Genomic DNA, 23,982 nt, shown 5'->3' on the forward strand with positions numbered 1-23,982 from the left:
AACTGAAGGCAAGATGGGAACATGCTGGTTCCCTCCCGCCGTCGACTGCGGCTCGAAGTCTGGATTGTCCTGGGCCTGTCCCTGGGCCAGTCGGCTGTCTACTCCGTGGTGCAGCTGCTCGATAAGATGACCCGGGCCCCTTTGGCCGAGGGGACGTCCACCCTGAACCGCTCGCAGAGCACGCGGGAGTACTTCGACCTGACGTACCAGCTGTTGGACATCATCTTTGCGCTGGTGCCGGTGCTGCTGGTCCTCTACTTCCTCACCGACCAGCGCCAGGCTGCTCCCGGTGAGGCCAGCAGTTCCGGCTCCGCATTCCGGAAGCTTGGGTTCAACTTCGCCAGGCCTGGCCGGGACCTGCTGCAGGGCCTGGGGCTTGCCGCACTGATCGGCATACCTTCACTGGGACTTTATGCTGCCGGCCGGGCCCTCGGTATCACCACCGCAATCATCCCCAGTGCGTTGGATGCCTACTGGTGGACTGTGCCTGTGCTCATCCTGTCCGCCGTACGCCACGCGGTGCTCGAGGAAGTCATCGTGGTGGGCTACCTCCTGGACCGGTTCGGGAAGTTCGGCTGGAGCATGCCGCTGGCCATTGGGGTGAGCTCGGTGCTGCGGGGCAGCTACCACCTGTACCAGGGCTTCGGTCCGTTCATCGGCAACGCCGTGATGGGGATCGTGTTCGCATGGCTGTACACCCGCACGAAGCGGGTGATGCCGCTGGTCATCGCCCACGCGCTGCTGGATATCGTGGCCTTCGTCGGCTTCAGCCTTTTCGGTAAAGCCGTGGGGCTGGGGTAGGGGCTAGCGTTGCGGCCTGCCAGCGCCGGCCCGTGTGAACGCGCCGTCCTATAAGCCACGTGTTGCTGCCTTCAGGTTTCCAACAACACCAGTTGTCTATCCGCCTGCGGGTCTGGTGGCGTGAGGAATGGCAGGGCGTAGAAGTCGTCCCAACCTTGATCCCAGGGCGGAAGCTCGTCGGCACGCGCAATGGCGTCGCCTGGCGGTTCTTCCGGCGGCGGATCGGGCCACGTCGGCATCCTGGCATATAGCTGTTGCCATGGGGGATCGTCCAGCAGTACTGGGTCATGCAATCGAGCTGCAGTATCCGTTGAAGATGTGCCGGCTGAAGCTGTTGCGGTAATTGGCGGGGTTGTCGCCTCAGTGGGCGCACCAACGAAACTGGTCAGCAGGATGCCCGGTGGCCACTGTGGTGGTTCGGGGTCGGGGTGTTCGGGTTTGTAGTGCCGTCCGGTGGGCGAGGTCCAGCCGGGCTGGGCTTTTTGGGTCGCAAGGGTTGGTGTCCATTGGCTGTGGTGTTTGAGCCGGTGGTGTTTGGGGCAGACGTGTGCCAGGTTGCTGGTCCCGGTGGTGCCGCCGTGTTCCCAGGCTTGAAGGTGGTCTGTTTCGTTGTCGGGGGTGCGGTTGGTGCAGCCGGGGAAGGTGCATTTGCGGTCGCGCATCCTGATCCAGCGCTTGATGACCTCCGTGAGCCGGTAGCTCGTGCGGCCGATCTCCAGCGGTGCACCGTCCCTGGGATCGACAAGGACACGGTGGAACGAGTTGGCCCCGTCGGCGACGAGTTTCCGTGCCATGGAGGCCGGGATCGGTCCCAAACCGTCCAGCATGGCGGGCTCGTCCGTGAGGCCGAGGAGGGAGAACACCGGCACGGTGACCAGGACATCGGCTCTGAGCGTAGGAACCTTCCCAATGCCAGTGGCGATGCCAGCCCCCATATCTTCGCTGCTTCCGCTACCGGCTGTGGCGGTGTTCCCTGCGCCGAGGAGCAGGGATGCGGCGATGTCGGGGCGGAGTTGGGTGAGGGTGCGGGGCTCGTCGGGGCGTTGAAGGCCGCGGGCGGTCGCGGTGGTGCGGTTCCAGATGGCACAGGCGGTGTCGCCGGGCAGGTAGAGGGAGAGCCAGGCCATGCCGTCGCGGTCCGGGGTATATTCCATCCGCCTGTCGGCCACACCTTTGGCGTGGCGTTTCTCGATGGATTCTGGGTGGTGCCGTTCCCGCCAGCCACGGACCTTGGCCCGGAACCGCGACGGAATGAGTTCGCCGGGGGCTGCGCCGCGGGCGGGGTTGGGGGCATCGGGATCGAAGAAATGTGCAACCAACGCAGCCGCACCGGCGGGGTCAAGTCCTTCGGCTTCGTCGGCAACAATCCAGGCGTGCTGCCACGACATCACGCCGGTGGACAGGGCCTCGAGGACGGGTGGCAGCGAGCAGACCCGCCGCGACTGTTCCAGGAACGCGCCCGCGGCCGCGGAACTCACAGTGAGGATCCCGGCGATTTCCTCGACCGTGGACATCCCGGCGTAGGTGCGGTCCTGCACGGACGCGTCCGGCGGCGTCATGGCCTGCTGTAACTCAGCGGCCCGGGCAGCCTGGCGGGACTTTACTGCGGCGAGTTGCGCCTCCAGCCGGGCAGTCAACTCCAAGCCTTCCAGGCAGACCTCATACCGCCGCTGCAACACGTCCACCCCGGCATCAACGTGGGTCCCGGAAGCTAGGTGCGAATCTTCACGGTCCAGCGCATCGAGCGCAGCAACAGAGGCAGAAACACCCTCCAAAACCACCCCAACACCGCTGCCGATTCCCATAAAAGAATCATCCAACGAGGCACTGACATTCATATCTGCCGCTGAACCAGCCGCCAGGACACCTAGGTCAGTCGCCGCCTGCGTGAGGCAGCGCACCCAGCCAAGATGCCGCCGTCGTACCTTTTCGATGCGGAGGTTCCTTTTCGCACCCCAAATCCCCGGCTCGAAAAGGAGGATATGTGGCGCAGAAGAATGAGCGTCCCTCGCTGATCGAAGCCGGCTCCTGCTTAAACGAATTCGGCCGCCATGAGGTGGTGACGCCGTTGTCACCACCTCATGGCGGCCGAAGATGGCCCGGGCGCAACCCAGGAACTTCCCGGAAAGAGCCCGAAAGGAAGGAGACCCGAGTGTCAGAGAGTGACGGCTCCGTTGGCGGTCTCAAAGGTGACCGAGAGGATGCCCGGCGTTCCGTGCGGCGCGACCCATTCCACTGCAACGTCCTCGAGCGGCTTCTCCACCGGCTCACCAAGCCACTCGGTCACCCGTGAGGCGGAGCCGGCGATGGTCAGGCAGCTCATCTTGAGGTTGCTCTGGTACGCGTTGGACGGGTGGAGTGAGGGATCACCCTCCCACTTGAGCATGTACGGGACCTGGGGATCGGCGATGAGGCCCAGGATGCCGATCTGCTTCCAGACCAGTTCGCGGCCGTCCGGGAACTTGCGGTTGCCGTTCACGGCAGCGCGGCCCAGGCGTTCCTCGAAGGGGGCGAGGTCGTCCACTTCGACGCACCAGCCCATCCACCCGCCACCAGCAGCGGAACGGGCACGCACTGCCTGTCCGAACGGTGCCTTGTCCGATGCAGGGTGGTCCAGGACCTCGACCACTTCGAGGTACTTGTGGCCGGCGAGCGGGATGATCATATTTCGGGTTCCGAACCGGGGGTGGACGCCACCCCTGACTGCCTCAACGCCGAGGGCAGTTGCAATACGTTCGGTAGTGGCCGCGAGGCCATCGTGTTCACAGGCGTAAGAGACGTGATCCATGCGCATGCGATCATCTTGGCACTTTGTGATCAGGCTCTCAGCTAAGGGTACCCTTACTGGCATTTCCCGTGGCTGGGGGCCCCGGTTCCGGCGACATGCAGCCGCGGGAAGACCATGTTCGTCACAATGCTGTCCACGGCAACCATCCGGTTCCTAGACTTGGCCCAGGTCATGAGCGCCAGCGACAAGCCCCGGCTCGCTGGCCGGCAACCCTCCATCCGCGGTGGGGTGCCCCGGGTGAAGACCTGGCTCTCCGGCAACAGCCGGGAGCAAGCGCGGCCCGTACTGCTCTGAGCACGGCGGGCCCATGTCAAAGGAGATTTGGATGTCCAACGGATGGTCCTTCGAAACCCGCCAGATCCATGCAGGGCAGGAGGTGGACAGTGCCACGGGGGCCCGCGCCCTGCCCATCTACCAGACGACGTCATTCGTGTTCCCCAGCGCCGAAAGCGCCGCCAACCGTTTTGCGCTGGCTGAACTTGCGCCCATCTACACCCGCATCGGCAACCCCACCCAGGACGCCGTCGAACAGCGGATTGCGAGCCTTGAAGGAGGCCTGGCCGCACTGCTGCTGAGCTCCGGGCAGGCTGCCGAAACCTTCGCCGTCCTGAACATCGCGGAGGCAGGCGACCACATCGTGGCCAGCCCCAGCCTGTACGGCGGAACCTACAACCTGTTCGCCCACACCCTGAAGAAGTTCGGCATCTCCGTGACTTTCGTGGCGGACCCGGACAATCTGGACCAGTGGCGCGACGCCGTCCGGCCCAACACCAAACTCTTCTTCGGTGAAGTGGTTTCCAACCCCCGCCAGGACGTCCTGGACATCGAAGGCATCTCCCAGGTGGCGCACCAGGCCGGCGTGCCCCTGATCGTGGACAACACCCTGTCCACGCCCTACTTGATCCGCCCCTTGGAGTGGGGTGCGGACATCGTGATCCACTCGGCGACTAAGTACCTGGGCGGCCACGGTACCGCGATCGCCGGCGTCATCGTCGATTCCGGCAAGTTCGATTTCAGCAAGGACCCCGAACGCTTCCCCGGCTTCAACACCCCGGATCCCACTTATAACGGCCTGGTCTACGCACGGGACCTTGGCGAGGGTGGCGCACTCGGGGCCAACCTCTCCTACATCCTCAAGGCCCGCGTGCAGTTGCTCCGCGACCTGGGTTCGGCGGTGTCGCCCTTCAACGCCTTCCTGATTTCGCAGGGCCTGGAAACGTTGAGCCTGCGGGTGGAGCGCCACGTCGCGAACGCCACTGAAGTGGCGCGCTGGCTGGAGGCAAGGGACGACGTCGAATCGGTCGCCTACGCCGGGCTGCCGTCCAGCCCCTGGTACGAACGTGGCCGCAAGTACGGGCCCAAGGGAACGGGCGCCGTCATTGCTTTCAACCTGGCCGGCGGGGCGGAGGCGGGCAAGCGCTTTGTCGATGCACTGGAGCTGCACTCCCATGTGGCCAACATCGGTGACGTCCGCTCGCTGGTCATCCACCCGGCGTCGACCACGCACAGCCAGCTCTCGCCGGAGCAGCAGACGGTGGCCGGCGTCAACCCGGGATTGGTCCGGCTTTCGGTGGGCCTCGAGCACATCGACGACATCCTGGCCGACTTGGAAGCAGGCTTCCGTGCAGCAAAGGGCGCTTTGTAGCGGAAGGTACGACGCCGGGCCGCCCCTTGAGCGGGAACGGCGGGGAGCGCAGCAAGCCGGGAAGTCACAACCAGTCATACTCTTGGCCCGGAGTGGGGGGTGTTTCGTACACTCGAACCAGGTCATGAGTGCCAGTGACAGCCCCGGCTTGCTGGCCGGCAACCCTCCATCCGCGGTGGGGTGCCCCGGGTGAGGACCTGGCCTGCCGGTCAAATGACGGCAGGCAAGCGCGTAGAAGAGGTCTTGCCATGACGGTCGCCGTCGCCCGAACCACCATCCCTGAACACGGAATAGTCCGCTACGCCTCAATCGGTGGGCTCGAACTCGAGGCCGGGGGATACCTGCCGGACGTCACCCTGGCCTACGAAACCTGGGGGACGCTCAACGCGGACGCCAGCAATGCCATCCTGATCGAGCACGCACTGACCGGCAGCACCCACGTGACCCGGGGCGACACGGATGAAGAAGGCTGGTGGGAACAGCTGGCCGGCCCCGGCGCTCCCGTGGACACGGACCGTTTCTTCGTGGTGTCCATCAACATCGTGGGCGGCTGTTACGGGTCCACCGGCCCTTCATCGCCGGCCCCGGACGGCCGCCCCTGGGGCTCACGCTTTCCCCTGGTCACGCTGCGCGACAGCACCGCGGCGGAAGCCCGGCTGGCAGACCAGTTGGGCATCCAGAGCTGGTTCGCCGTCCTCGGGGGATCCATGGGCGGCGCCCGCGCCCTGGAATGGGCCGTCACCTATCCGGAAAGGGTGCAGCGCTGTGCAGTGATTTCCGTGGGCGCCGCCAGCACGGCAGAACAGATCGCGTTCGCGCAGGCCCAGACACTGGCCATCCGGCAGGATCCTAACTTCAACGGCGGCGACTACTACGGCGGACCAAGCCCGGAAGACGGGCTCGCGCTCGCCCGGCGCATCGCCCACATCACCTACCGGTCGGCCGCGGAACTGGAAGGCCGCTTCGGCAGAGCACCCCAGGCGCCCGAGTCGCCCCTGCGGGGGGACGTCCTTGCTTCACGCGGCCGCTACAAGGTGGAAAGCTACCTGGACCACCAGGGCAACAAGCTCGTGAAGCGCTTCGACGCCAACAGCTACATCGCATTGACCGAGGCTCTGATGAGCCACGATGTCAGCCGGGGGCGAGGAACCTTGGCCGAAAGCCTGGCCAGGTCCACTGCGCGGTTCTTTGTGGCGGCGGTCGACTCGGACAGGCTCTATTTCCCGTCGCAGTCCCGCGAGCTGGCCCAGGCCCTGCCGGGCGGCGTGGACGTGCATGTCATCCAGGCCCCGATCGGGCACGACGGGTTCCTGACCGAGATTGGGCAGTTGGGCGGCCAGCTCCGGAGCAGCTTCCTGGCCTAGGCATTCCCGGTCCGGGAATTCCGGGCCCGGGAGCGTCCGGGCAGTCCCACCTGTGCATTCCTGCAGATGCATTCTGCACCAATCGGCGTTGAGAATGCACCCCAGGCAGGCCATACTCATCGAATCCGGCTTTTGGGGTGCATCCCACCCGGTTGCCGTTCGAACGGTCCCCGTAGTGTCGACGACGACGCCGAAGGAGTTCGCATGAGTTCGGAACGCCGCCAGCAAGAAGTAGCAAGGAGCTGCATGAAAGCCGCTGTCCTGTATTCCACCGTTCCCGCTGCTCCCGCCACAGCAGGCGCTCCGGGAAAGCAAACCTTCTCCGAGTCCCGGCCACTGCTGGTGCAGGAACTGGAGCAGCCCGAGCCGCGCGCCGGTGAGCTCGGAGTTTCCATCACCTACTCAAGCCTCTGCCATTCCGATCTGTCCGTGGTGGACGGTTCCCGTGTCCGGCCCCTTCCCATGGCCCTTGGCCATGAGGCGGTGGGACGGGTGGTGTCCGTGGGCCACGGCGTGGCCGACGTCTCCGTGGGGGACCACGTGGTGCTGGTGTTCGTGCCCAGCTGCGGGCATTGCCGGGCCTGCCTGGCCGGCCGCCCGGCACTTTGCCACCGGGCAGCAGAGGTCAATGGCTCCGGTGACTTGCTGCACGGGCCGGCACTGCTGCGGACGCCGGCAGGGGAGCGCATCAACCACCACCTCGGTGTTTCGGCCTTCGCTGATTACGCAGTGGTTGCACGGGAATCAGTGGTGGTAATTGACGACGACGTCCCGGACACTGTCGCGGCGATGTTCGGCTGCGCCGTGCTCACCGGAATGGGCTCGGTGTTCAACACTGCCGGGGTGGGACCCGGGCAGTCCGTGGCAGTCTTCGGCCTCGGTGCGGTGGGCCTTTCGGCAGTGATGGCCGCCCGCCTGGCAGGGGCTGCCAGCGTGATTGCCATCGATCCCAACCAGGGCAAGCACCAGCTGGCCCGCGACGCCGGAGCTACCGCAGTGGGGACGCCGGACGAGGCAGTGCGGCTGGTTGGGGAAGCTTCCGGCGACGGCGTTGACGTTGCCATCGAGGCCGTGGGCTCGGCGGGGGTGATCGCATCCTGCCTGGAACGGGTCACCAGGGGCGGCGCGGTGGTCTCGGTGGGACTGCCCCACCCGTCCGCAGAGTTGACCGTACCCGCCCTGCAGTTCGCCGGGGCCGGCAAGCGGCTGCTGGGCTCCTACATGGGCGACGCCGTTCCCGCGCGGGACATCCCCAAGTATCTGGGGTACTGGCGGGAGGGCAGGCTTCCGGTTGAGCTGCTCCATACCGACACGCGGCCACTTAGCGAGATCAACGAGGGCCTGGATGCGCTCGCGGCAGGGCAGGTGGTGCGGCGTCTTTTTCGGGCCTGACGCCCCACCTGGCAGCAGCTATCCCGCCAGCAGCCCGGCCCGCCCTTTCACTTCCTCTTTGAGGGCCGCGATCACAGCCTGCACCCGCGCGGACCGAAGCGACTCCGGGCGGGCGACGGCCCAGATGGGGAGCTGGCGTTCGAAATCGCCTGCCAGGACGGGGACGAAATCGTCACGGTCCGCCACCATGAAGTTCGGCAGCAGCCCGATGCCGGCGCCCTGGCGTACCGCTTCCACCTGTGCGAACACGCTGGTGGCCTGGAAGCTTGTCCTGGGCGTCGGAAGCTGCGATGACCATCGGGCCCCCAGCTCAGCCACCTGGAGCGCGGACTCCACGTAGGACACAAACGCGTGCTGCCCCACGTCGTCGAGCGTTTCCGGCAGGCCGTGCTGCGCTGCATAGCTGTGGCTGGCATAGAGGCGCAGGTAGTAATTGCTCAGGAAGATGGTCTGCGCTGTGCTGACGTCGGCCCGGCCCACCACGATCTCCAGGTCCACCCCTGACCGGTTCTGGCTGACTTTCCGGGTGGCGCTTAGCATTTCTATGTTCAGTTGCGGGTTCTGCTGCTGGAGCCGCACCAGCGACGGTGTGACGAACACGGCTCCCACTCCGTCGGTGGTGGCGACGCGGACCAGGCCGGCCAGGGCGCTCTGGTCCTGGCTGATCAAGCCGGACAACGAGCCGAGCGTGCTTTCGATCGCCTCCGCCGCTTCCACCGCGGCCGCACCAAGCTGGGTCAACTCCCAGCCGTGCGGGCTGCGTTCCAGGGTCCGGCCGCCCAGCTGCTTGTCCAGTGCGAGGATCCGGCGGGAAATAGTGGTGTGGGTGGTCCCCAGGGTCTCGGCCACCGCATTGAAGCGGCCCAGGCGCGCCACGGTCAGAAGGATCAGCAGGTCGTCCGGGCTTGGCAACCGTCTCGATTCCACGCTGGGCCTTCCTGTGGTGTGCATCAGTGCACACAGTGTCTGTGATTTTTCCCCTTGATTGCACTCTAGCAGGGTGTGATGGTTGACACAGGCATACCGGCAGCAGAGGCCGGAATTGAAGCAAAGGAGCTTACTCATGGCAGTTATCGGATGGATCGGCCTGGGGAACATGGGCGGCCACATGTCAGTGAACCTGGTGAAGGCCGGGCATGATGTGCGCGGGTTCGACCTCAATCCCGCAGCACTGGCAGCCGCTGAGGCCGGCGGGGTCAAGCGCGCAGCGAGCATTCCTGAAGCAGTGGACGGCGCCGACGCCGTGTTTACCATGCTGCCCAAGGGCGAACACGCCCGCGCCGTATATCTCGGGGAGGACGGCGTGCTGGCGCACGCGGATACCCGCACGCTGCTCATCGACTCCTCCACCATCGACATCGCCTCCGCGCAGGAACTGCACGACGCCGCTGCTGCCGCCGGCTTCCGTTTCGTGGACGCCCCGGTGTCCGGCGGAATGAGCGGCGCGGAGGCCGGAACCCTGACGTTCATGGTGGGCGGCGAAGAGGGTGCCGTCAAAGACGCTGCGGGCTTCATCGGGCCCATGTCCGGCAACATCATCCCCACCGGCGGCCCCACCACGGGGCAGGCGGCCAAGATCTGCAACAATCTGATGCTTTTCATCAACCTTGCCTCCACCGCAGAGGGCGCGGTCCTCGCTGACCGGCTGGGCCTGGACAAGCAGGTCTTCTGGAACATTGCCTCGGTCTCTTCAGGAGATTCGTGGGCGTTGCGGACCTGGTACCCGGTGCCCGGGGTGGTTCCCACCGCGGCCTCCAACAACGACTTCGCGCCCACGTTCACCGCAGAGCTGGCCAACAAGGACATCGGCCTGGCCATCAGCGCCGCCGAGGACACGGGCACGCCCCTGGAAATCGGAAAACACGTCCAGCAGCTGTTCCAGCGGCTCATCGACGCCGGTGACGCGGGCAAGGACTGCTCGATGATCATCAAGCTCGTGGACGGCTCGCTCCAGGCCGCCGACCAGGCGCCGTCCAACTAGCCACGCAGCACGCAACGCAGGAAAAGAGAGTCCCTTGGAAACCATTCCGCACTACATCAACGGCGCCCGCGTCACCGATGCCGACCGCTTCGGTCCCGTCTTCAACCCCGCCACTGGCCAACAGGAGAAGCAGGTGGTGCTGGCCTCTGCGGCACGGACAGAGGAAGCCATCGCGGCAGCCCGCGCCGCACTGCCGGCATGGCGCGCCACCAGCCTGGCCAAGCGCACCACCATCTTCTTCAAGGTCCGCGAAATCCTGACCCAGCGGAAGTCCGAACTCGCCGCCGTCCTTACCAGCGAACACGGCAAGGTCCTCTCCGACGCCGAGGGCGAAATTGCCCGCGGCCTGGAGAACATCGATTTCGCCACCGGGCTGTCCCACATGCTCAAAGGTGAGCGCTCGGAGCAGGTTTCCGGCGGCATCGATGTCCACTCCGTCCGCCAGCCGGTGGGCGTGGTGGCCTGCATTACCCCGTTCAACTTCCCGGCCATGGTGCCGCTGTGGATGATCGGCAGCGCACTGGCGTGTGGCAACACCGTGCTGCTGAAGCCCAGCGAGAAGGATCCGTCCGCCGCCGTCTTCATCGCAGAGGCCTTCGCCGAGGCGGGCCTTCCAGCCGGTGTCCTGAACGTGGTCCAGGGGGACAAGGAAACCGTCGATGTCCTGCTGGAACACCCTGACGTAAAGGCAGTGAGCTTCGTCGGATCCACCCCCGTGGCCCGGTCCATCTACAAGCGGGCAGCGGAGCACGGCAAGCGGGTGCAGGCGCTGGGCGGCGCAAAGAACCACATGGTGGTGCTTCCCGACGCCGACCTGGACATGGCTGCCGACGCTGCGGTTTCCGCCGCGTACGGTTCCGCCGGCGAACGTTGCATGGCCGTCAGCGTCCTGGTGGCTGTGGGCAGCATTGCCGATGACCTGGTGAAGGCGATCTCCAGCCGCATGGCGGACCTGACGATCGGTGCGGGAACCGACCCCGCCTCCCAGATGGGGCCGTTGATCACCGCTGAGCACCGGGACCGGGTGGCGTCCTATGTTGCCGGAGCCGAAGGTGAAGGGGCCACCCTGGTGGTGGACGGCCGCTCGCAGCAGTTCGATTCGAAGGGGTTCTTCATCGGCGTCAGCCTGGTGGACCACGTCAAGCCCGGCATGAAGGTGTACGACGACGAGATCTTCGGCCCCGTCCTGTCCGTGGTCCGCGTGGACACCTACAGTGACGCCGTGAAGCTGGTCAACGACAACGAGTTCGGCAACGGCACGGCGATCTTCACCCGCGACGGCGGCGCGGCGCGGCAGTTCGAGTTCGACGTCGAGGCGGGCATGGTGGGCGTCAACGTCCCCATCCCGGTCCCGGTGGGTACTTTCTCGTTCGGCGGCTGGAAGAACTCGCTGTTCGGCGACACCCACATGTACGGTCCCGACAGCATCCGGTTCTACACCCGTGGCAAGGTGGTGACCACCCGCTGGCCGGACCCCTCCACCTCCGTGATTGACCTGGGCTTCCCGCAGGTGGACTAAGGCAGTGGAATAAGCACAACAGGGCGGGGACCGGATTCCGGTCCCCGCCCTGGCTGTTCAGAGCCTGGCTGTTCTGAACCTGGCTGTGCAAAAGCCCTGGCTAGCCGTTCATGATGTCGCCGCGGCGCTTCATGTACTCCTCCATGGACAGCTCACCGTTGCTGTACTGCTGGTCCAGCTCCGCGAGTTTCCGCGCCCGGAACCCTTGCGGTGCTGCCGGCGGCGGAGGCGTGGCAGGCCCGGAAGACTGCTCCCGTCCGTGCTGTTGGAAAGGCTCCTGCCGGAACGGCGGTTCCTGCGGAGCGCCGTACCGGGGATCGTTCATGGGCGGCTGCCCGTATTGGTTGGGCAGTGGCGGCTGGCCCTGCGTGCCCGGCTGGCGGAAACCGCCGGAGAAGTAGTCCTGCTGGGTATAGCCGTCGCGGGGCTGGCTGCTCTGCGGCCCGGCGGAGCCTGGAAATTGGCCATAGCCCGGGAACTGGTTGGAACCCGGATATTGGTCCGGACCGGGGTACTGGCCCGGTCCGGGGAACTGGCCGGGGAAGCCCTGGTCCCGGTCCCGGCGTGCAACGGAGCGGCGGTACGCCCCCCTGACTGCGGGGACAACGAAGGACAGGATGATGATCCAGAAAAACAAGCTCACGGTGCCGCGCCTCTCGTGTGTTGTCCTTCCAGCGTAACCCCGGGCGGCCTTACCGGCGGCTGGGTTCGGTGGTTCCCAACGGACCCTCGCCGGATCCCAACGGAACGCCCGGGCCAAAGACGGGACCCGGCGTCGGCCGTTTTGCGGTGATGCCGTCGCCGGAGGACTGGTGGCGCAGCCGGCGCAGCACCCATGGGACGAAGTATTCGCGTGCCCAGACGAAGTCCCCGCTCCTGGCCTCGCGCCAGGTCCGGGGCGGCAGGGGCTTGGGCTGCAGGGGTTCCAGGGAATGCTGCACGTTCAGCGCGTCCAGCACCATGGCCGCGATGGTGTGGTGGCCCAAGGGGGAGAAGTGCAGCCGGTCCTGGTCCCACATCTGCGGGTCGCTCAACTGCCGCAGCGACCACATGTCCGCAATGACTGCGTCATGCCGGGCTGCGACGGTGCGCAGGTTCTCGTTGTAGATGGCCACCTTGCTGCGAATCCGGCCCAGCACCGACGAACCCGTGTCCGGGCCGTTGAAGAGCACCACCGTGGCGCCGCCCATGGACAGGATCTGGACCACGGAATCGAGCTTCTCGGCCAGGACGTCAGGATCGCCCCCGGGGCGGATCAGGTCATTGCCGCCGGCGGACAGGGTGACCAGGTCCGGCTTCAGCTCCAGGGCGGGGGCCAGTTGCTGGTCCACGATCTGCTGCAGCAACCTGCCCCGGACGGCAAGGTTGGCGTAGGCGAAGTCCGGCTGGGTGCGGCCCAGTTCTTCGGCCACACGATCGGCCCAACCGCGGTGGCGGCCGGGGCTTGAGGGGTCGGGGTCGCCGATGCCCTCGGTGAAAGAGTCGCCCATTGCCACGTACCGGCTCCAGGGATGGGATCCGGCGTGCGCGGGCGGGGTCTGGATGGCACTTGCGTCAGTCACGGTCCCTATCCTGCCTTCCGCCTCTTTGGCTACGCGAACGTAGGTTGTTACCTCCAAGTAACTGGTATGAATGGAAACCATGACTGACGCCGAAGTATTTCCTGCCCCCGTTGTCCTGTGGTCCCATCCGGAAGACCAGCGCGCCGGCAAGCCGCTGCTGGTGCTCCTCCACGGCTACGGCGCCAACGAGCAGGACCTGCTCAGCCTGGCCGACATGCTGCCCGGGGACTTCGCCGTCGCGTCCGTGCGGGCGCCCATCGCCATGGGCCCGGGCTTCACGTGGTTCCCGCTGACGGCCTCCATTGAGTACTCCCTGGATCGCGTTAAGACGGCTTCGGCGTACGTGCTGGAGTGGATCGATGCGATCAGGCCCGGCCACCCGTCCGTCTCGCTGCTGGGCTTTTCCATGGGCATGGCCATGGCCACCACGCTCCTGCGCCAGCGGCCCTCGGACTTCGCCGCCGTCGTCGGACTGTCAGGCTTCGTGGTGGACGCCGGCGGCGACCCGTCGTTCAAGGACGCCGAGCTGGATGGATCCGTTCCCATGTTCTGGGGCCGCGACCAGCAGGACCCCGTGATCACCCAGGACAAGATCGAGTTCACCATGGGCTGGGTGCGCAAGCACGTTAGGCTCACCAAGGTGCTGTACACCGGCATGTGGCACGGCATCAACCAGCAGGAGATCGGGCACGTAGGGGAGTTCCTCACCCACGAAGTGCTGAACAAATAGAACGTACGACGGCGGCGCTTCAGCCGCCGTCGCTAGCTCTCCTCCGGCGCCACTACCCGCACTGTTTGCCCGTTGACCGTCACAGTGTCCCCGTTGTGCAGCTGGCGGCCGCGGCGGTCATCGATCTCGCCGTTGACCTTGACCAGCCCGTTCTTGATGAGCTCCGCCGCCTCCACCCCGTCCTCAACAAGGTTGGCGAGTTTCAGCAGCTGGCCCAGCCGGATCATGCTGTCGCGGATGGGGACGTCGTCAATGGGGTTGCTCATAGAGCAATAATGCCTGAACTAAGGTGGATTCAATGACCTCCCCTTCCCGCCTGCCGGCCCTTGCCGGCCTGCCCCTCGCCGTGGGTTCCGGCCTGGCCATCCCCGTCCAGGGCCGCATCAACGGGGCCCTGGGTGCCCGCCTCAATGACGGAATCGCCGCAGCGTCCGTGAGCTTCAGCACAGGCCTGCTGGTCATGATCGTCATCTCGCTGCTGCTCCCGCGGGGACGGGCAGGCCTGGCCAGCATCCTCCCAGCGGTCCGCAACCGCGCCTTTCCCCGCATCTACGTGGTGGCCGGCGCTATTGGTGCCCTGTTCGTGTTTGCCCAGTCCTTCACCGTGGGTATCCTCGGCGTGGCACTTTTCACCGTGGCGGCTGTCACCGGGCAAACCGTCAGCGGCCTGCTGGTGGACCGGCTGGGGATTGGCCCGGCCGGAAAGAAGTCCGTCACCGGCATCCGGATTGTCGGCTGCATCCTGACCATCGCCGCCGTCGCCTGGGCGGTATCGCCGAGGTTCAGCGGCGCAGGCTCCGGTTCCGACGGCGGACCCGCCACGCTCCTGTTGCCCATCCTGCTGCCCGTGGCGGCTGGCTTCCTCATGAGCTTCCAGCAGGCCATGAACGGCACCGCCACCCTTCACTACGGCACCCCCATTGCCGCCACCCTGGTCAACTTCGTGGCCGGCTGCATCGTGCTCTGGGCCGCGTTCGCCGTGAAGCTGGCGGTGGCCGGCCCCGCCAACCCGTTGCCGGGGGAGTGGTGGTACTACCTGGGCGGCCCCATGGGCTGCGTCTTCATTGGGCTGGGCGCCCTCCTGGTCCGAACCCTTGGCGTCCTGGTGACCGGGCTGGGCATGATCGCGGGCCAACTGCTCGGCTCGCTGGCCCTGGACCTTGCGCTGCCCGCCCCGGGTACCGTCGTCGCCCCTGCCACCGTCCTGGGAACCCTGCTGACGCTCGGTGCCATCATCCTGGCCACCCTGCCCTGGCCCCGGGGCGCGCTGCGCAGGCAGCGGCCGGTACGCTAGGACACAAGCTTTTCCGCGTTCTTCCTTCATCCGCCCCGACCCGCTGCCCCTGTGCCCCAGGCACGGAGCAGCCGGGGCCTGACAACCCGCGGACCGCACCCAGCGGCCCTGTAGAAATTGGAGTTACCCCATGGCAGCAAAATCCGTCCTCGACCAGGTCATTTCCCTCTCCAAGCGGAGGGGCTTTGTGTTCCAGGCCGGTGAGATCTACGGCGGTTCCCGCTCTGCCTGGGATTACGGGCCCCTTGGCGCCGAGCTGAAGGAAAACATCAAGCGCCAGTGGTGGCAGTCCGTGGTCCGGGGCCGCGAGGACGTGGTGGGCCTGGACTCCTCCGTGATCCTTCCCCGCCAGGTGTGGGAAGCCTCCGGCCACGTGGAAGTCTTCTCCGATCCCCTGGTGGAGTGCCTCTCCTGCCACAAGCGCTACCGCGCTGACCACCTCGAGGAAGAATACGAGGAGAAGAAGGGCCGCCCGGCCGAGAACGGCCTGAAGGACATCGCCTGCGCCAACTGCGGCACCCGCGGCCAGTGGACCGAACCGCAGGAGTTCTCCGGCCTGCTCAAGACCTACCTGGGCCCGGTGGCCAGCGAGGAAGGCCTGCACTACCTCCGCCCCGAGACCGCACAGGGCATCTTCGTGAACTTCAACAACGTGCTCACCACCTCCCGGAAGAAGCCGCCGTTCGGCATCGGCCAGATCGGCAAGTCCTTCCGCAACGAAATCACGCCCGGAAACTTCATCTTCCGCACCCGCGAGTTCGAGCAGATGGAAATGGAGTTCTTCGTGGAGCCCGGTACCGACGAGGAATGGCACCAGTACTGGATGAAGGAGCGCATGGCCTGGTACACCGGCCTGGGCATCCGCGAGGAGAACCTGCGCTTCTTCGAACACCCCAAGGAGAAGCTCAGCCACTACTCCAAGGGCACCACTGACATCGAATACCGCTTCGGCTTCCAGGGCTCGGAATGGGGCGAACTGGAAGGCATCGCCAACCGCACCGACTTTGACCTCTCCACCCACGCCAAGGCCTCCGGCACGGACCTGAGCTACTTCAACCAGGCCACCAACGAGCGCTACACCCCCTACGTCATCGAGCCCGCGGCCGGCCTGACCCGTTCCTTCATGGCGTTCCTGGTGGACGCCTACACCGAGGACGAGGCCCCCAACGCCAAGGGCGGGGTGGATGTGCGCACCGTGCTGAAGCTGGACCCGCGCCTTGCCCCGGTCAAGGCCGCCGTGCTGCCGCTGAGCCGCAACGAGGACCTGTCCCCGAAGGCCAAGGCCCTGGGCGCCCAGCTGCGGAAGAACTGGAACATCGACTTCGACGACGCAGGCGCAATCGGCCGCCGCTACCGCCGCCAGGACGAGATCGGCACCCCGTTCTGCATCACCGTTGACTTCGATACCCTCGAGGACCAGGCCGTCACCATCCGCGAGCGGGACACCATGAGCCAGGAACGCGTCTCCCTGGACAAGGTGGAAGGCTACCTGGCGGCACGGCTGATCGGCGCCTGAGCATGGCCATCGAATACCGCGAATGGCACGACGGCGACGACCTCGCGCTCCTGGAAATCTGGGGCGACCCGGACACCGCGCAGGCCCGCCAGTTCCGCGGCGCCCTCGCCCCGTCTTCCAACGGGAGGAACGGCACCCCGTGGCGCCGCTGCGTCGTGGCCGAAGACGTCATTGACGGCGTCGGCATTCCCGTTGCCGCCGGCGTGGTCTATGAAGCGTCCCTCCACCCTGAACGCCTCTGGACCTATATCGAGGTCGCGAAGGACCACCGCCGCACGGGCATCGGCGCAAGCCTCCTGACCATGCTGCGGCGCGAGGCCGCGCACGCGCCGTCGGGCATCACCAGGCTGCGTGCCAAGGTGGAGCCCGGCACCGCGGGTGCCGCGTTCGCCGAAGCGGCCGGGCTGGCGCCCATCCAGCGTTCCCGGCTGGTCATCGTGGAACCGGGAGCCCTCCGGCTGCCCGTCTTCCCGGACAAGGACCACGGCGGCCGCCCCATCGACGGCGAAAACGCCGGTGCCGACATTGTGATGGACCTGGCCACCGGGTCAGTGGAGCTGACCGACGTGGTGGGCCGGTACTACACCGCCATCCATGGCTGGGACTCCCCGGGAGTCCTGTCGGTGGGCCAGGTGCAGAAGCTGTTCCTGGACGAGCTCACCGGCGCCCACGGGGCCATCGTGTTGCGGGCGCAGCCGGAATCCGCGTTTGGTGCCGGTGTGGCGCCGGGCAGGAAGGGCCGCATCCGGGCGTTTGCGGTCAGCTACGCCGCCCCTGCCGGGCCTGACGACGCACCCCACACGGAAGCTGCCGGGAGCACGGGGACGGACACGCCCACGGACGTTTTCGTGGGCCACGAGCCGGCATTGGCCGCTGACGATGCGGCCGAGGCGGTCCGGGACATGCTCGCCCTGATCGCCTACCAGCACCCGGTCATGCTGGAACTGGACGATTCCATGACCGCCCTGCGCGCCGCCGTCGAGCCTCTCCTTGCGGGGGGCAAAGCCCGGCTGGCGGGCGCCGAAACCCTGGTGGTCTCGGACTAAGGCACCGCCGGCCACTGTCCCGTCCCTGTCCCATCCCTCCGCCACCCGGCTGGGGACGGGGGCGGACATGCCTATTTTCGGCGGGGAGCACGACGGCGGCCCGCGGCTGCGTCCGCGGCGTCCAGCAGCTGCCGCTCCGCATCCGTCGGTGCACTCCCGCCCAGGTGCGCGGGCACCCACCACGCTGCGGCCTCCGGCCGAAGCGGAAAGTCGGCCATGCAGCGGTCGATTCCTGCCTGCAGCGTGCCACGCAGCGCTTCGGTGGCCGCCTCGACTTCAACGTCCGCCGGAATTACCATCGGCGCGGCAACGTGGACGCGGATGGGCGCCCGCCAGCCGCGACCCAGGGCAAAGCCGTGCCCACGGGTGATAATCCGGTGGGCACCCCAAATTGATACCGGGATGACCGGAACGCCTGCCTCTGCCGCCATCCGGACCGCCCCGGTCCGGCAGTCGCGGACGGTGAAACTCCTGCTGACCCCAGCCTCGGGGAACACGGCCAGGTATTCGCCGTCCCGCAGCCTGGCCACCGCAGCCGCGTAAGCGTCCGAGCGGCCCGTGTATCCCACCACCACGTGGCCGCTGGCGCTGATGGCGGGGCCGGCAAGCCAGTGGTCGGCAGCGCCCTGGTGGACCAGGAACCGCAGCTGGGCGCGGACGTGGCGCCACAGGAGCAGTTCCACCACAGCAAAATCCACGTAGCCGAAGTGCGTCACGGCAAAAACGGCTCCGTCCCCGCGGGCAGCCTGCCGGGACGGACCGCTGTGCGGTCGCCCTGCGGGCAGGTGCTCCAGGCCGGTGGCTCGAATGTCCAGCTGCAGGGCCCAGCGCAGGAGCTGCCCCGTGCGCACGATCAACCGGTAGAAGCGGTCGTTGGCCGGGGGACGCCAGGGCATGGGAGCGGATGCCTAAAGGGTGACGTGGACGGAGGACTCGGGAAGCAGGTCCGTGAAGGCGCGGGATGGCTGTACGTCGGCGCCTGTGCTCTCGGCGAATGATTTGATGATGAACCCGGTTGCAAGGGTCTGCCATAGGCGTACCTTCCGGAGCATGAAATGCCCTACGCCCTTGAGGGACACGTACTGCATGGTGGCCGCATCCGCGGAAGCCCGTTGGGCGAAGGCGAGCGATTGCGAGGGACTGGTCATGTGGTCGGTGGTGCCGTGGATAATCAGTACCTTCCTGCCGGTGACCCTGTCGGCGGGGGTTTCCGGGCCCAGCCAGGGTGCCAGCGCCACCACGGCCTCCACCTGCGGGTGGTCTGCTGCGCACACTGCGGTCAGCCCGCCCATGGAGTGGCCCAGCAGGAAGACGGGAACCCCGGGGTGGCGTTCGGCGATCTGCTGCAGGGCCCACCGGGCGTCCTGCAGCGGGGACATGTCCGGGCCGTTCCAGCCGCGGACGCTGTTGCGCAGGGACCAAACGGCCAGACCGTACTTCCGGCCGGCGCGGTGCAGGTGCCTGGCGAACGGGATCATCCTGGCCGGGCTCAGGTGCCGGGCCTCCACCGGGTCGCGGCTGTGGGCCTTGCCTCCGTGCAGGACCAGGACCACGCCCTTGGTGTTGCCGGATGCTTCGAGGACGCTCAGTGCCGGCTTGTGGACGGCAACAAGCGGGACCTGCCCGGCCTGCAGCGCGTCCTTGTCCGCTGTTCCACTGCTGCCGGTCCCATGCCCGCCACGGTTGTCCATGCTGGTTCCTCCCCATCCCGATGGTCCATTTATAAACCCTATGGCGCCGCACGTAGAGTTCAACCATGAGGTTGTACTGCTGATGGGCGCCGGTCACTCCCACGCTTCCTTGGATCATTCGGAGCCGACGCCCCAGGCGATGGCTGCCCGCAGCAAGGCGAACCGCATCCTGGCCGCGGTACTCATTCCGCTGGCGCTGCTGACCCTCGCCGGAATGGCAGCGCTGTGGCCATCCGGTAGCAAGGAAGGGGTCTCGCTCGCCAACCCATACTCCACCGCCCCTGGCGTCACCTTCGATACCGGCACCATCCAGAACGTGGTGACCGGGAACTGCATGCAGGGCACCAGCCAACAGGGAACTGGCCAGCAGGGCGCCGGCCAACAGGGCACCGATCAACAGGGAACCAGCCAGCAGGGCCCGCAGCAGCAGCCGGGCAAGGGCTCGGACTGCACCTTCGCCTTCACCGAGCCGGACAAAGGCGGCAGCCCGGTCAAGGTGGTCATCAACCCTGACGTTGCGGCATCCCACGGGGTCAAGCCCGGGGACCAGATCCGGTACCTGAACCTCTCAAACGCCCAGGGCGCCACAGGGTCACAAGGGTCGCCGGCCTACATTTTCGTGGACTTCGTCCGGACCCTGCCGATCATCCTGCTGGCCTTTCTTTACGCCGTGGTAGTCATCGCCGTCGCCCGGTGGCGTGGATTGCGCGCCCTGATCGGACTGGTGGGCGCGTACTTCGTGCTGGCAAACTTCCTGCTCCCGGGCCTGGTGGAAGGCAAACCGCCCCTGCTGCTGGCCCTGGTGGGGTCCACGGTGATCATGATCGGGGTGCTGTACTTCGCCCATGGATTCTCCGCGCGCACCTCCACAGCGCTCCTGGGCACTATCTTCGGGCTGGCCATCACCGCCGTGCTGGCGGCCTGGGCCACCGACGCCGCCAACCTCGCCGGCGTGGGCAGCCACGACGCCGCCACCCTGGTGAATACGTCGTCGAACATCTCCATCTCCGGCGTGATCCTCTGCGGACTCATCATTTCCGGCCTTGGCGTCCTCAACGACGTCACCATCACGCAGTCCTCGGCCGTGTGGGAGCTTTACGAGCTGGCGCCGGCCAGCAGCGCCCGGAAGCTGTTCACGTCCGCCATGCGGATCGGCCGCGACCACATCGCTTCCACCGTGTACACCATCGCCTTCGCCTACGCGGGCGCCGCACTGCCCACCCTGATCATCGTCATGCTCTACGACCGGCCCCTGATCGACACCCTCACCAGCGCCGAGCTCTCCGAGGAAGTCATCCGGACGCTCGTGGGTTCCATCGGACTGGTCCTGGCTATCCCTGTCACCACCCTGATCGCCGTGCTCGTGGTCAAGGCGACCGGCATCAGGGCTGCAGACGGTGAGGCAGTGAGCGGGGCGCCACAGGACAGAAAGCACGACGGCGGGCACAGCCACGCGGACGACGTGCCGGACACCGGGGCGCTCGCCGCAGCCGCCCTTGAGGAACGCAGCCGGCGCACGGCCGTCGTGCCCGCGGTCCAACCAACTGGGGAACCTGCTGCCCGCCGGGGCCGGCGGGCAGACCGCGGCTAAGCCTGGCCTCCTGGACGGCCGCACGCTGCCGCCCGGAAGGGCCGCCGTCAGGGTGGAGCAACCAGGTATGGATGGCCCCATCCGCCGGAAACCTGTGACAGGCCCCAATGGCACTGGCTGCAATCGCCGATTTGCCCGGCTTTGCAACAATGGACAGGTGACTGTTACAGCAACTCCTCCCGCACCCAAGCTGGAACTCCCGCCCCTGAAGCTGGGACCCATTACGGTTGACACCCCCGTGATCCTGGCCCCCATGGCCGGCATCACCAACTCCGCCTTCCGCAGGCTTTGCCGTGAATACGGCGGCGGCATGTACGTGGCGGAGATGGTCACCTCCCGCGCGCTGGTGGAGCGGACACCAGAATCGCTGCGCATCATTTCGCACGACGACGACGAGAAAGTCCGCTCCGTCCAGCTGTACGGCGTTGACCCGGGCACGGTCGGCGCGGCCGTGCGGATGCTCGTGGAGGAAGACCGGGCCGATCACATCGACCTCAACTTCGGCTGCCCGGTCCCCAAGGTGACCCGGCGCGGCGGCGGCTCCGCCCTGCCCTGGAAGATCGACCTGTTCACCTCGATCGTGCAAACCGCCGTCAAGGAAGCCTCCAAGGGCAACGTTCCGCTGACCATCAAGATGCGCAAGGGCATCGACGATGACCACCTCACGTACCTCGACGCAGGACGCATCGCCCGCGATGCCGGTGTTGCCGCCGTCGCCCTCCACGGCCGGACGGCCGCCCAGTTCTATTCGGGCAAGGCCGACTGGTCCGCCATCGCCCGGCTCCGCGAAGCGCTGCCGGACATTCCCGTGCTGGGCAACGGCGATATCTGGTCCGCCGAGGACGCTGTCCGGATGGTGCGCGAAACCGGCGTGGACGGCGTGGTGGTGGGCCGCGGATGCCAGGGCAGGCCCTGGCTCTTCGGGGACCTGCAGGCCGCGTTTGAAGGCAGCGACGTCCGCCACCGCCCCAACCTGCGCCAGGTGGCCGAGGGCGTATACCGCCACGCGGAACTGATGGTGGAAACCTTCGGCGATGAAGGCAAGGCGCTGCGGGAGATCCGCAAGCACATCGCCTGGTACTTCAAGGGCTATGTGGTGGGTGGGGAACTGCGTACCAGGCTGGCCCTGGTCACCAGCCTGGAGGTGCTCCGGGACACGCTGGCCGAGCTGGACCTGGACTCGCCCTACCCCGGTGTGGATGCCGAGGGTCCCCGCGGCCGCGCCGGCTCGCCCAAGCGGCCTGCCCTGCCCAAGGACTGGCTGGACTCCCGGGCGCTCAATGAAGACCAGTCCCGGAACATCGCGGCCGCAGAACTGGACGTCTCCGGTGGCTGAAGCATCCGTGGCCGGACACTTACCCGCGGGCACCCCCACCGCCGCCTTGGCGCTGCCCGGCTACGACATGCACGATTCCGCCCGCTGGGTGGAGGAGCCGCCCAAGAGCACCTACCGCTCCGACTTCGAACGGGACAGGGCCCGGGTGCTGCACTCGTCGGCCCTGCGCCGGCTGGGTGCCAAAACCCAGGTGGTGGCACCGGACACGGACGACTTCGTCCGCACCCGCCTCACGCACAGCCTGGAGGTGGCCCAGGTGGGCCGCGAACTGGGCAGGGCCCTGGGCTGCGATCCGGACGTGGTGGACACGGCCTGCCTCAGCCACGACCTTGGCCATCCGCCCTTCGGCCACAACGGCGAGTCGGCGCTGAATGAGGTGGCACATGCCATCGGCGGTTTCGAAGGCAATGCCCAGACCCTCCGCCTGCTCACCCGGCTCGAACCCAAGGTGCTCACGGAGGACGGCCACCCCGCCGGGCTGAACCTCACCCGCGCAAGCCTGGACGCGGCGTCGAAATATCCCTGGTCAGCCTTGGAGGCACCGGTGATCCACGGCCAGCGGACCAGCAAGTTTGGCGCCTACGAGGACGATCTCCCAATCTTCAACTGGATCCGCGAAGGCGCGCCGGAACGCCGGACCTGCCTTGAAGCCCAGGTCATGGATCTGGCGGACGATATCTCCTATTCCGTGCACGACGTGGAGGACGCGATCGTTGCCGGCCACTTCCAGCTGCGCTGGATGGACAACCCGGACCACCGCGCACGCGTGGTGGGCTACGCCAAGCAGTGGTACCTGCCGCACAACGACCCCGCCGCCATTGACGCGGCCCTGGCACGCCTGGAGGCCACGGACGTCTGGGTGCGCGAGGCCGATGGCAGCCGTAAATCCATGGCAGCGCTGAAGAACATGACCAGCCAGTTGATCGGCCGGTTTTGCCAGAAGGCCCTGGAGACCACCCGCTCCGTCTACGGGCCGGAAAACCTGACCCGCTACAACGCCGAACTCATGGTCCCGGACGAGACCGTCATGGAGATCGCGGTGATGAAGGGCCTGGCCACCACGTTCGTGATGACCACCGAGCACCGGCAACCCATCTACGAGCGGCAGCGGGAAGTGCTCCACGCCCTGGTGACCGCCCTCAGCGCCACCGGTGACCGCCACCTGGAGCCGATGTTCGCGGCGGACTGGCGGGCGGCGGACGACGACGGCGCACGCCTTCGCGTGGTCATCGACCAGGTGGCGTCGCTCACGGATGGCTCCGCCTTGGCCATGTACGAGCGCCTGGTGGGGAGCCTGCCCTCGCTCTGGTAACCGCCATTTGCTCCCGCCCGGTCAACAGCTTCCTTAAAGCATCTACACAGGAAGGAGGTGCACCATGGGAGAAGGGCAAGCCGTTAAGACGGGAGCAGGTCATGAGCCCTCGCAGCAGGGGCAAACGCCTTGCGGCCGGGATTACCGCGGCCGTGGGTGTGGGCAGTTTCGCAGCAGCCGGCGTCGCCGCAACCGCCGTGTATGCCTCGACACCCGCCGTGATTGCCAGGACAACTCCGGCAACCGACACCGGCACGCAGGGAAGCACACCCCAATCAGGGTCCGCCCGCTCCGACGACGATCACGGGACTACCAAGAACAACGGCTCACGCCGCTCAAAGAGCTATGGCAGCACTGCCCCTGTCCAGCCCGGCAACGGCGGCACCGTCCACGGCCGGTCCTCGGGGTCCTGAC

The 23,982-nt window shown here is 66.9% G+C and carries 22 protein-coding genes and 2 riboswitches; of the genes, 14 read left to right on the forward strand and 8 right to left on the reverse strand.

The genetic code is table 11. The features are described 5' to 3' along the window. The first annotated feature begins 21 nt into the window (after positions 1-21). The gene (locus tag J7I84_RS04085; protein WP_214940912.1) at positions 22-801 is read left to right on the forward strand and encodes a CPBP family intramembrane glutamic endopeptidase; all 780 of its coding nucleotides are present in this window, start codon (positions 22-24) and stop codon (positions 799-801) included. A gap of 71 nt (positions 802-872) precedes the next feature. On the opposite strand, the gene J7I84_RS04090 is transcribed toward J7I84_RS04085, so the two are convergent. Continuing rightward, complete coding sequence (locus J7I84_RS04090) at positions 873-2,606, reverse strand: HNH endonuclease signature motif containing protein (protein WP_214940914.1); 1,734 nt, start codon at positions 2,604-2,606, stop codon at positions 873-875. A 350-nt stretch (positions 2,607-2,956) separates the two neighbouring features. Next, the gene (locus tag J7I84_RS04095) at positions 2,957-3,595 is read right to left on the reverse strand and encodes a VOC family protein (protein ID WP_214940916.1); all 639 of its coding nucleotides are present in this window, start codon (positions 3,593-3,595) and stop codon (positions 2,957-2,959) included. A 161-nt stretch (positions 3,596-3,756) separates the two neighbouring features. After that, positions 3,757-3,871: riboswitch (SAM riboswitch) on the forward strand. Positions 3,872-3,914: 43 nt separating this feature from the next. Here J7I84_RS04095 and J7I84_RS04100 point away from each other — a divergent pair. From J7I84_RS04100 to J7I84_RS04110, 3 genes are all read left to right on the forward strand, one after another. Then, positions 3,915-5,234, forward strand: a complete 1,320-nt coding sequence (locus J7I84_RS04100; protein ID WP_214940919.1) for a bifunctional o-acetylhomoserine/o-acetylserine sulfhydrylase — start codon at positions 3,915-3,917, stop codon at positions 5,232-5,234. Between the two features lie 120 nt (positions 5,235-5,354). After that, a riboswitch (SAM riboswitch) is annotated at positions 5,355-5,470 on the forward strand. Between the two features lie 12 nt (positions 5,471-5,482). Then, the gene (locus J7I84_RS04105) at positions 5,483-6,598 is read left to right on the forward strand and encodes a homoserine O-acetyltransferase (protein WP_214940922.1); all 1,116 of its coding nucleotides are present in this window, start codon (positions 5,483-5,485) and stop codon (positions 6,596-6,598) included. 246 nt (positions 6,599-6,844) lie between these two features. Further along, positions 6,845-7,990, forward strand: coding sequence for an alcohol dehydrogenase catalytic domain-containing protein (locus J7I84_RS04110; RefSeq protein ID WP_214940925.1), 1,146 nt, complete (start codon positions 6,845-6,847; stop codon positions 7,988-7,990). 18 nt (positions 7,991-8,008) lie between these two features. Here J7I84_RS04110 and J7I84_RS04115 read toward each other — a convergent pair whose 3' ends face one another. Further along, positions 8,009-8,941, reverse strand: coding sequence for a LysR family transcriptional regulator (locus J7I84_RS04115; RefSeq protein ID WP_214940928.1), 933 nt, complete (start codon positions 8,939-8,941; stop codon positions 8,009-8,011). A gap of 112 nt (positions 8,942-9,053) precedes the next feature. Here J7I84_RS04115 and mmsB point away from each other — a divergent pair, with 112 nt between their 5' ends. Both mmsB and J7I84_RS04125 read left to right on the forward strand, forming a co-directional pair. After that, positions 9,054-9,971 (forward strand): 3-hydroxyisobutyrate dehydrogenase, encoded by a 918-nt coding sequence (gene mmsB, locus J7I84_RS04120; protein WP_214940930.1) that lies wholly within the window; start codon positions 9,054-9,056, stop codon positions 9,969-9,971. A gap of 34 nt (positions 9,972-10,005) precedes the next feature. Continuing rightward, on the forward strand, positions 10,006-11,490 hold the full coding sequence (locus tag J7I84_RS04125) for a CoA-acylating methylmalonate-semialdehyde dehydrogenase (protein ID WP_214940933.1): 1,485 nt from the start codon (positions 10,006-10,008) through the stop codon (positions 11,488-11,490). A 100-nt stretch (positions 11,491-11,590) separates the two neighbouring features. Here J7I84_RS04125 and J7I84_RS04130 read toward each other — a convergent pair whose 3' ends face one another. Both J7I84_RS04130 and J7I84_RS04135 read right to left on the reverse strand, forming a co-directional pair. Next, positions 11,591-12,133, reverse strand: a complete 543-nt coding sequence (locus J7I84_RS04130) for a hypothetical protein (RefSeq protein ID WP_214940936.1) — start codon at positions 12,131-12,133, stop codon at positions 11,591-11,593. Positions 12,134-12,182: 49 nt separating this feature from the next. Further along, positions 12,183-13,052: an SGNH/GDSL hydrolase family protein gene (locus J7I84_RS04135; protein WP_214940938.1), complete on the reverse strand. Its 870-nt coding sequence runs from the start codon at positions 13,050-13,052 to the stop codon at positions 12,183-12,185. A 79-nt stretch (positions 13,053-13,131) separates the two neighbouring features. On the opposite strand from J7I84_RS04135, the gene J7I84_RS04140 reads away from it, so the two are divergent. Beyond that, positions 13,132-13,782, forward strand: a complete 651-nt coding sequence (locus J7I84_RS04140) for an alpha/beta hydrolase (RefSeq protein ID WP_214940940.1) — start codon at positions 13,132-13,134, stop codon at positions 13,780-13,782. A gap of 32 nt (positions 13,783-13,814) precedes the next feature. On the opposite strand, the gene J7I84_RS04145 is transcribed toward J7I84_RS04140, so the two are convergent. Continuing rightward, positions 13,815-14,048, reverse strand: coding sequence for an RNA-binding S4 domain-containing protein (locus J7I84_RS04145; protein WP_214940943.1), 234 nt, complete (start codon positions 14,046-14,048; stop codon positions 13,815-13,817). A gap of 32 nt (positions 14,049-14,080) precedes the next feature. Between J7I84_RS04145 and J7I84_RS04150 the strand changes: the two genes are divergently transcribed. The 3 genes from J7I84_RS04150 to J7I84_RS04160 all read left to right on the forward strand — a co-directional run bounded on the left by J7I84_RS04150 (position 14,081) and on the right by J7I84_RS04160 (position 17,638). Further along, a complete protein-coding gene (locus J7I84_RS04150) occupies positions 14,081-15,076 on the forward strand; it encodes a DMT family transporter (RefSeq protein ID WP_214940945.1) in 996 nt (331 codons plus the stop codon). 130 nt (positions 15,077-15,206) lie between these two features. Then, the gene (locus tag J7I84_RS04155; protein WP_214940948.1) at positions 15,207-16,592 is read left to right on the forward strand and encodes a glycine--tRNA ligase; all 1,386 of its coding nucleotides are present in this window, start codon (positions 15,207-15,209) and stop codon (positions 16,590-16,592) included. Positions 16,593-16,594: 2 nt separating this feature from the next. Beyond that, entirely contained in the window at positions 16,595-17,638 is a 1,044-nt protein-coding gene (locus tag J7I84_RS04160; RefSeq protein ID WP_214940951.1) for a GNAT family N-acetyltransferase, read from the forward strand. A 71-nt stretch (positions 17,639-17,709) separates the two neighbouring features. On the opposite strand, the gene J7I84_RS04165 is transcribed toward J7I84_RS04160, so the two are convergent. Together J7I84_RS04165 and J7I84_RS04170 are read right to left on the reverse strand one after the other, a co-directional pair. Beyond that, on the reverse strand, positions 17,710-18,534 hold the full coding sequence (locus J7I84_RS04165) for a 1-acyl-sn-glycerol-3-phosphate acyltransferase (protein WP_214940954.1): 825 nt from the start codon (positions 18,532-18,534) through the stop codon (positions 17,710-17,712). A 12-nt stretch (positions 18,535-18,546) separates the two neighbouring features. Continuing rightward, positions 18,547-19,329: an alpha/beta hydrolase gene (locus J7I84_RS04170; RefSeq protein WP_214940958.1), complete on the reverse strand. Its 783-nt coding sequence runs from the start codon at positions 19,327-19,329 to the stop codon at positions 18,547-18,549. A 139-nt stretch (positions 19,330-19,468) separates the two neighbouring features. On the opposite strand from J7I84_RS04170, the gene J7I84_RS04175 reads away from it, so the two are divergent. The 4 genes from J7I84_RS04175 to J7I84_RS04190 all read left to right on the forward strand — a co-directional run bounded on the left by J7I84_RS04175 (position 19,469) and on the right by J7I84_RS04190 (position 23,981). After that, positions 19,469-20,920 carry a YibE/F family protein gene (locus tag J7I84_RS04175; protein WP_214941360.1) on the forward strand — a complete coding sequence of 484 codons (1,452 nt, stop codon included), beginning with the start codon at positions 19,469-19,471 and terminating at the stop codon, positions 20,918-20,920. 157 nt (positions 20,921-21,077) lie between these two features. Then, on the forward strand, positions 21,078-22,256 hold the full coding sequence (gene dusB, locus J7I84_RS04180) for a tRNA dihydrouridine synthase DusB (protein WP_214940961.1): 1,179 nt from the start codon (positions 21,078-21,080) through the stop codon (positions 22,254-22,256). 67 nt (positions 22,257-22,323) lie between these two features. After that, a complete protein-coding gene (locus J7I84_RS04185) occupies positions 22,324-23,568 on the forward strand; it encodes a deoxyguanosinetriphosphate triphosphohydrolase (protein ID WP_214941363.1) in 1,245 nt (414 codons plus the stop codon). 101 nt (positions 23,569-23,669) lie between these two features. Then, positions 23,670-23,981, forward strand: coding sequence for a hypothetical protein (locus J7I84_RS04190; RefSeq protein WP_214940964.1), 312 nt, complete (start codon positions 23,670-23,672; stop codon positions 23,979-23,981). Position 23,982 lies beyond the last annotated feature (1 nt).

It is taken from the genome of Arthrobacter sp. ISL-85, assembly GCF_018613675.1.
In the GTDB taxonomy this organism is placed as follows: domain Bacteria; phylum Actinomycetota; class Actinomycetes; order Actinomycetales; family Micrococcaceae; genus Arthrobacter.

Excerpts from the sequence above, each read along its gene's own strand:
- J7I84_RS04090 (WP_214940914.1), bottom strand. The coding sequence starts at position 2,606 with ATGGGAATCGGCAGCGGTGTTGGGGTGGTTTTGGAGGGTGTTTCTGCC.
- J7I84_RS04145 (WP_214940943.1), bottom strand. The coding sequence starts at position 14,048 with ATGAGCAACCCCATTGACGACGTCCCCATCCGCGACAGCATGATCCGG.
- J7I84_RS04085 (WP_214940912.1), top strand. The coding sequence starts at position 22 with ATGCTGGTTCCCTCCCGCCGTCGACTGCGGCTCGAAGTCTGGATTGTC.
- J7I84_RS04170 (WP_214940958.1), bottom strand. The coding sequence starts at position 19,329 with ATGGACAACCGTGGCGGGCATGGGACCGGCAGCAGTGGAACAGCGGAC.
- J7I84_RS04165 (WP_214940954.1), bottom strand. The coding sequence starts at position 18,534 with ATGCCCTGGCGTCCCCCGGCCAACGACCGCTTCTACCGGTTGATCGTG.
- J7I84_RS04115 (WP_214940928.1), bottom strand. The coding sequence starts at position 8,941 with ATGCACACCACAGGAAGGCCCAGCGTGGAATCGAGACGGTTGCCAAGC.
- J7I84_RS04160 (WP_214940951.1), top strand. The coding sequence starts at position 16,595 with ATGGCCATCGAATACCGCGAATGGCACGACGGCGACGACCTCGCGCTC.
- J7I84_RS04105 (WP_214940922.1), top strand. The coding sequence starts at position 5,483 with ATGACGGTCGCCGTCGCCCGAACCACCATCCCTGAACACGGAATAGTC.
- J7I84_RS04100 (WP_214940919.1), top strand. The coding sequence starts at position 3,915 with ATGTCCAACGGATGGTCCTTCGAAACCCGCCAGATCCATGCAGGGCAG.
- J7I84_RS04095 (WP_214940916.1), bottom strand. The coding sequence starts at position 3,595 with ATGCGCATGGATCACGTCTCTTACGCCTGTGAACACGATGGCCTCGCG.
- J7I84_RS04185 (WP_214941363.1), top strand. The coding sequence starts at position 22,324 with ATGCACGATTCCGCCCGCTGGGTGGAGGAGCCGCCCAAGAGCACCTAC.
- J7I84_RS04140 (WP_214940940.1), top strand. The coding sequence starts at position 13,132 with ATGACTGACGCCGAAGTATTTCCTGCCCCCGTTGTCCTGTGGTCCCAT.
- J7I84_RS04150 (WP_214940945.1), top strand. The coding sequence starts at position 14,081 with ATGACCTCCCCTTCCCGCCTGCCGGCCCTTGCCGGCCTGCCCCTCGCC.
- J7I84_RS04190 (WP_214940964.1), top strand. The coding sequence starts at position 23,670 with ATGAGCCCTCGCAGCAGGGGCAAACGCCTTGCGGCCGGGATTACCGCG.
- mmsB (WP_214940930.1), top strand. The coding sequence starts at position 9,054 with ATGGCAGTTATCGGATGGATCGGCCTGGGGAACATGGGCGGCCACATG.
- J7I84_RS04110 (WP_214940925.1), top strand. The coding sequence starts at position 6,845 with ATGAAAGCCGCTGTCCTGTATTCCACCGTTCCCGCTGCTCCCGCCACA.
- J7I84_RS04155 (WP_214940948.1), top strand. The coding sequence starts at position 15,207 with ATGGCAGCAAAATCCGTCCTCGACCAGGTCATTTCCCTCTCCAAGCGG.
- J7I84_RS04175 (WP_214941360.1), top strand. The coding sequence starts at position 19,469 with ATGGCTGCCCGCAGCAAGGCGAACCGCATCCTGGCCGCGGTACTCATT.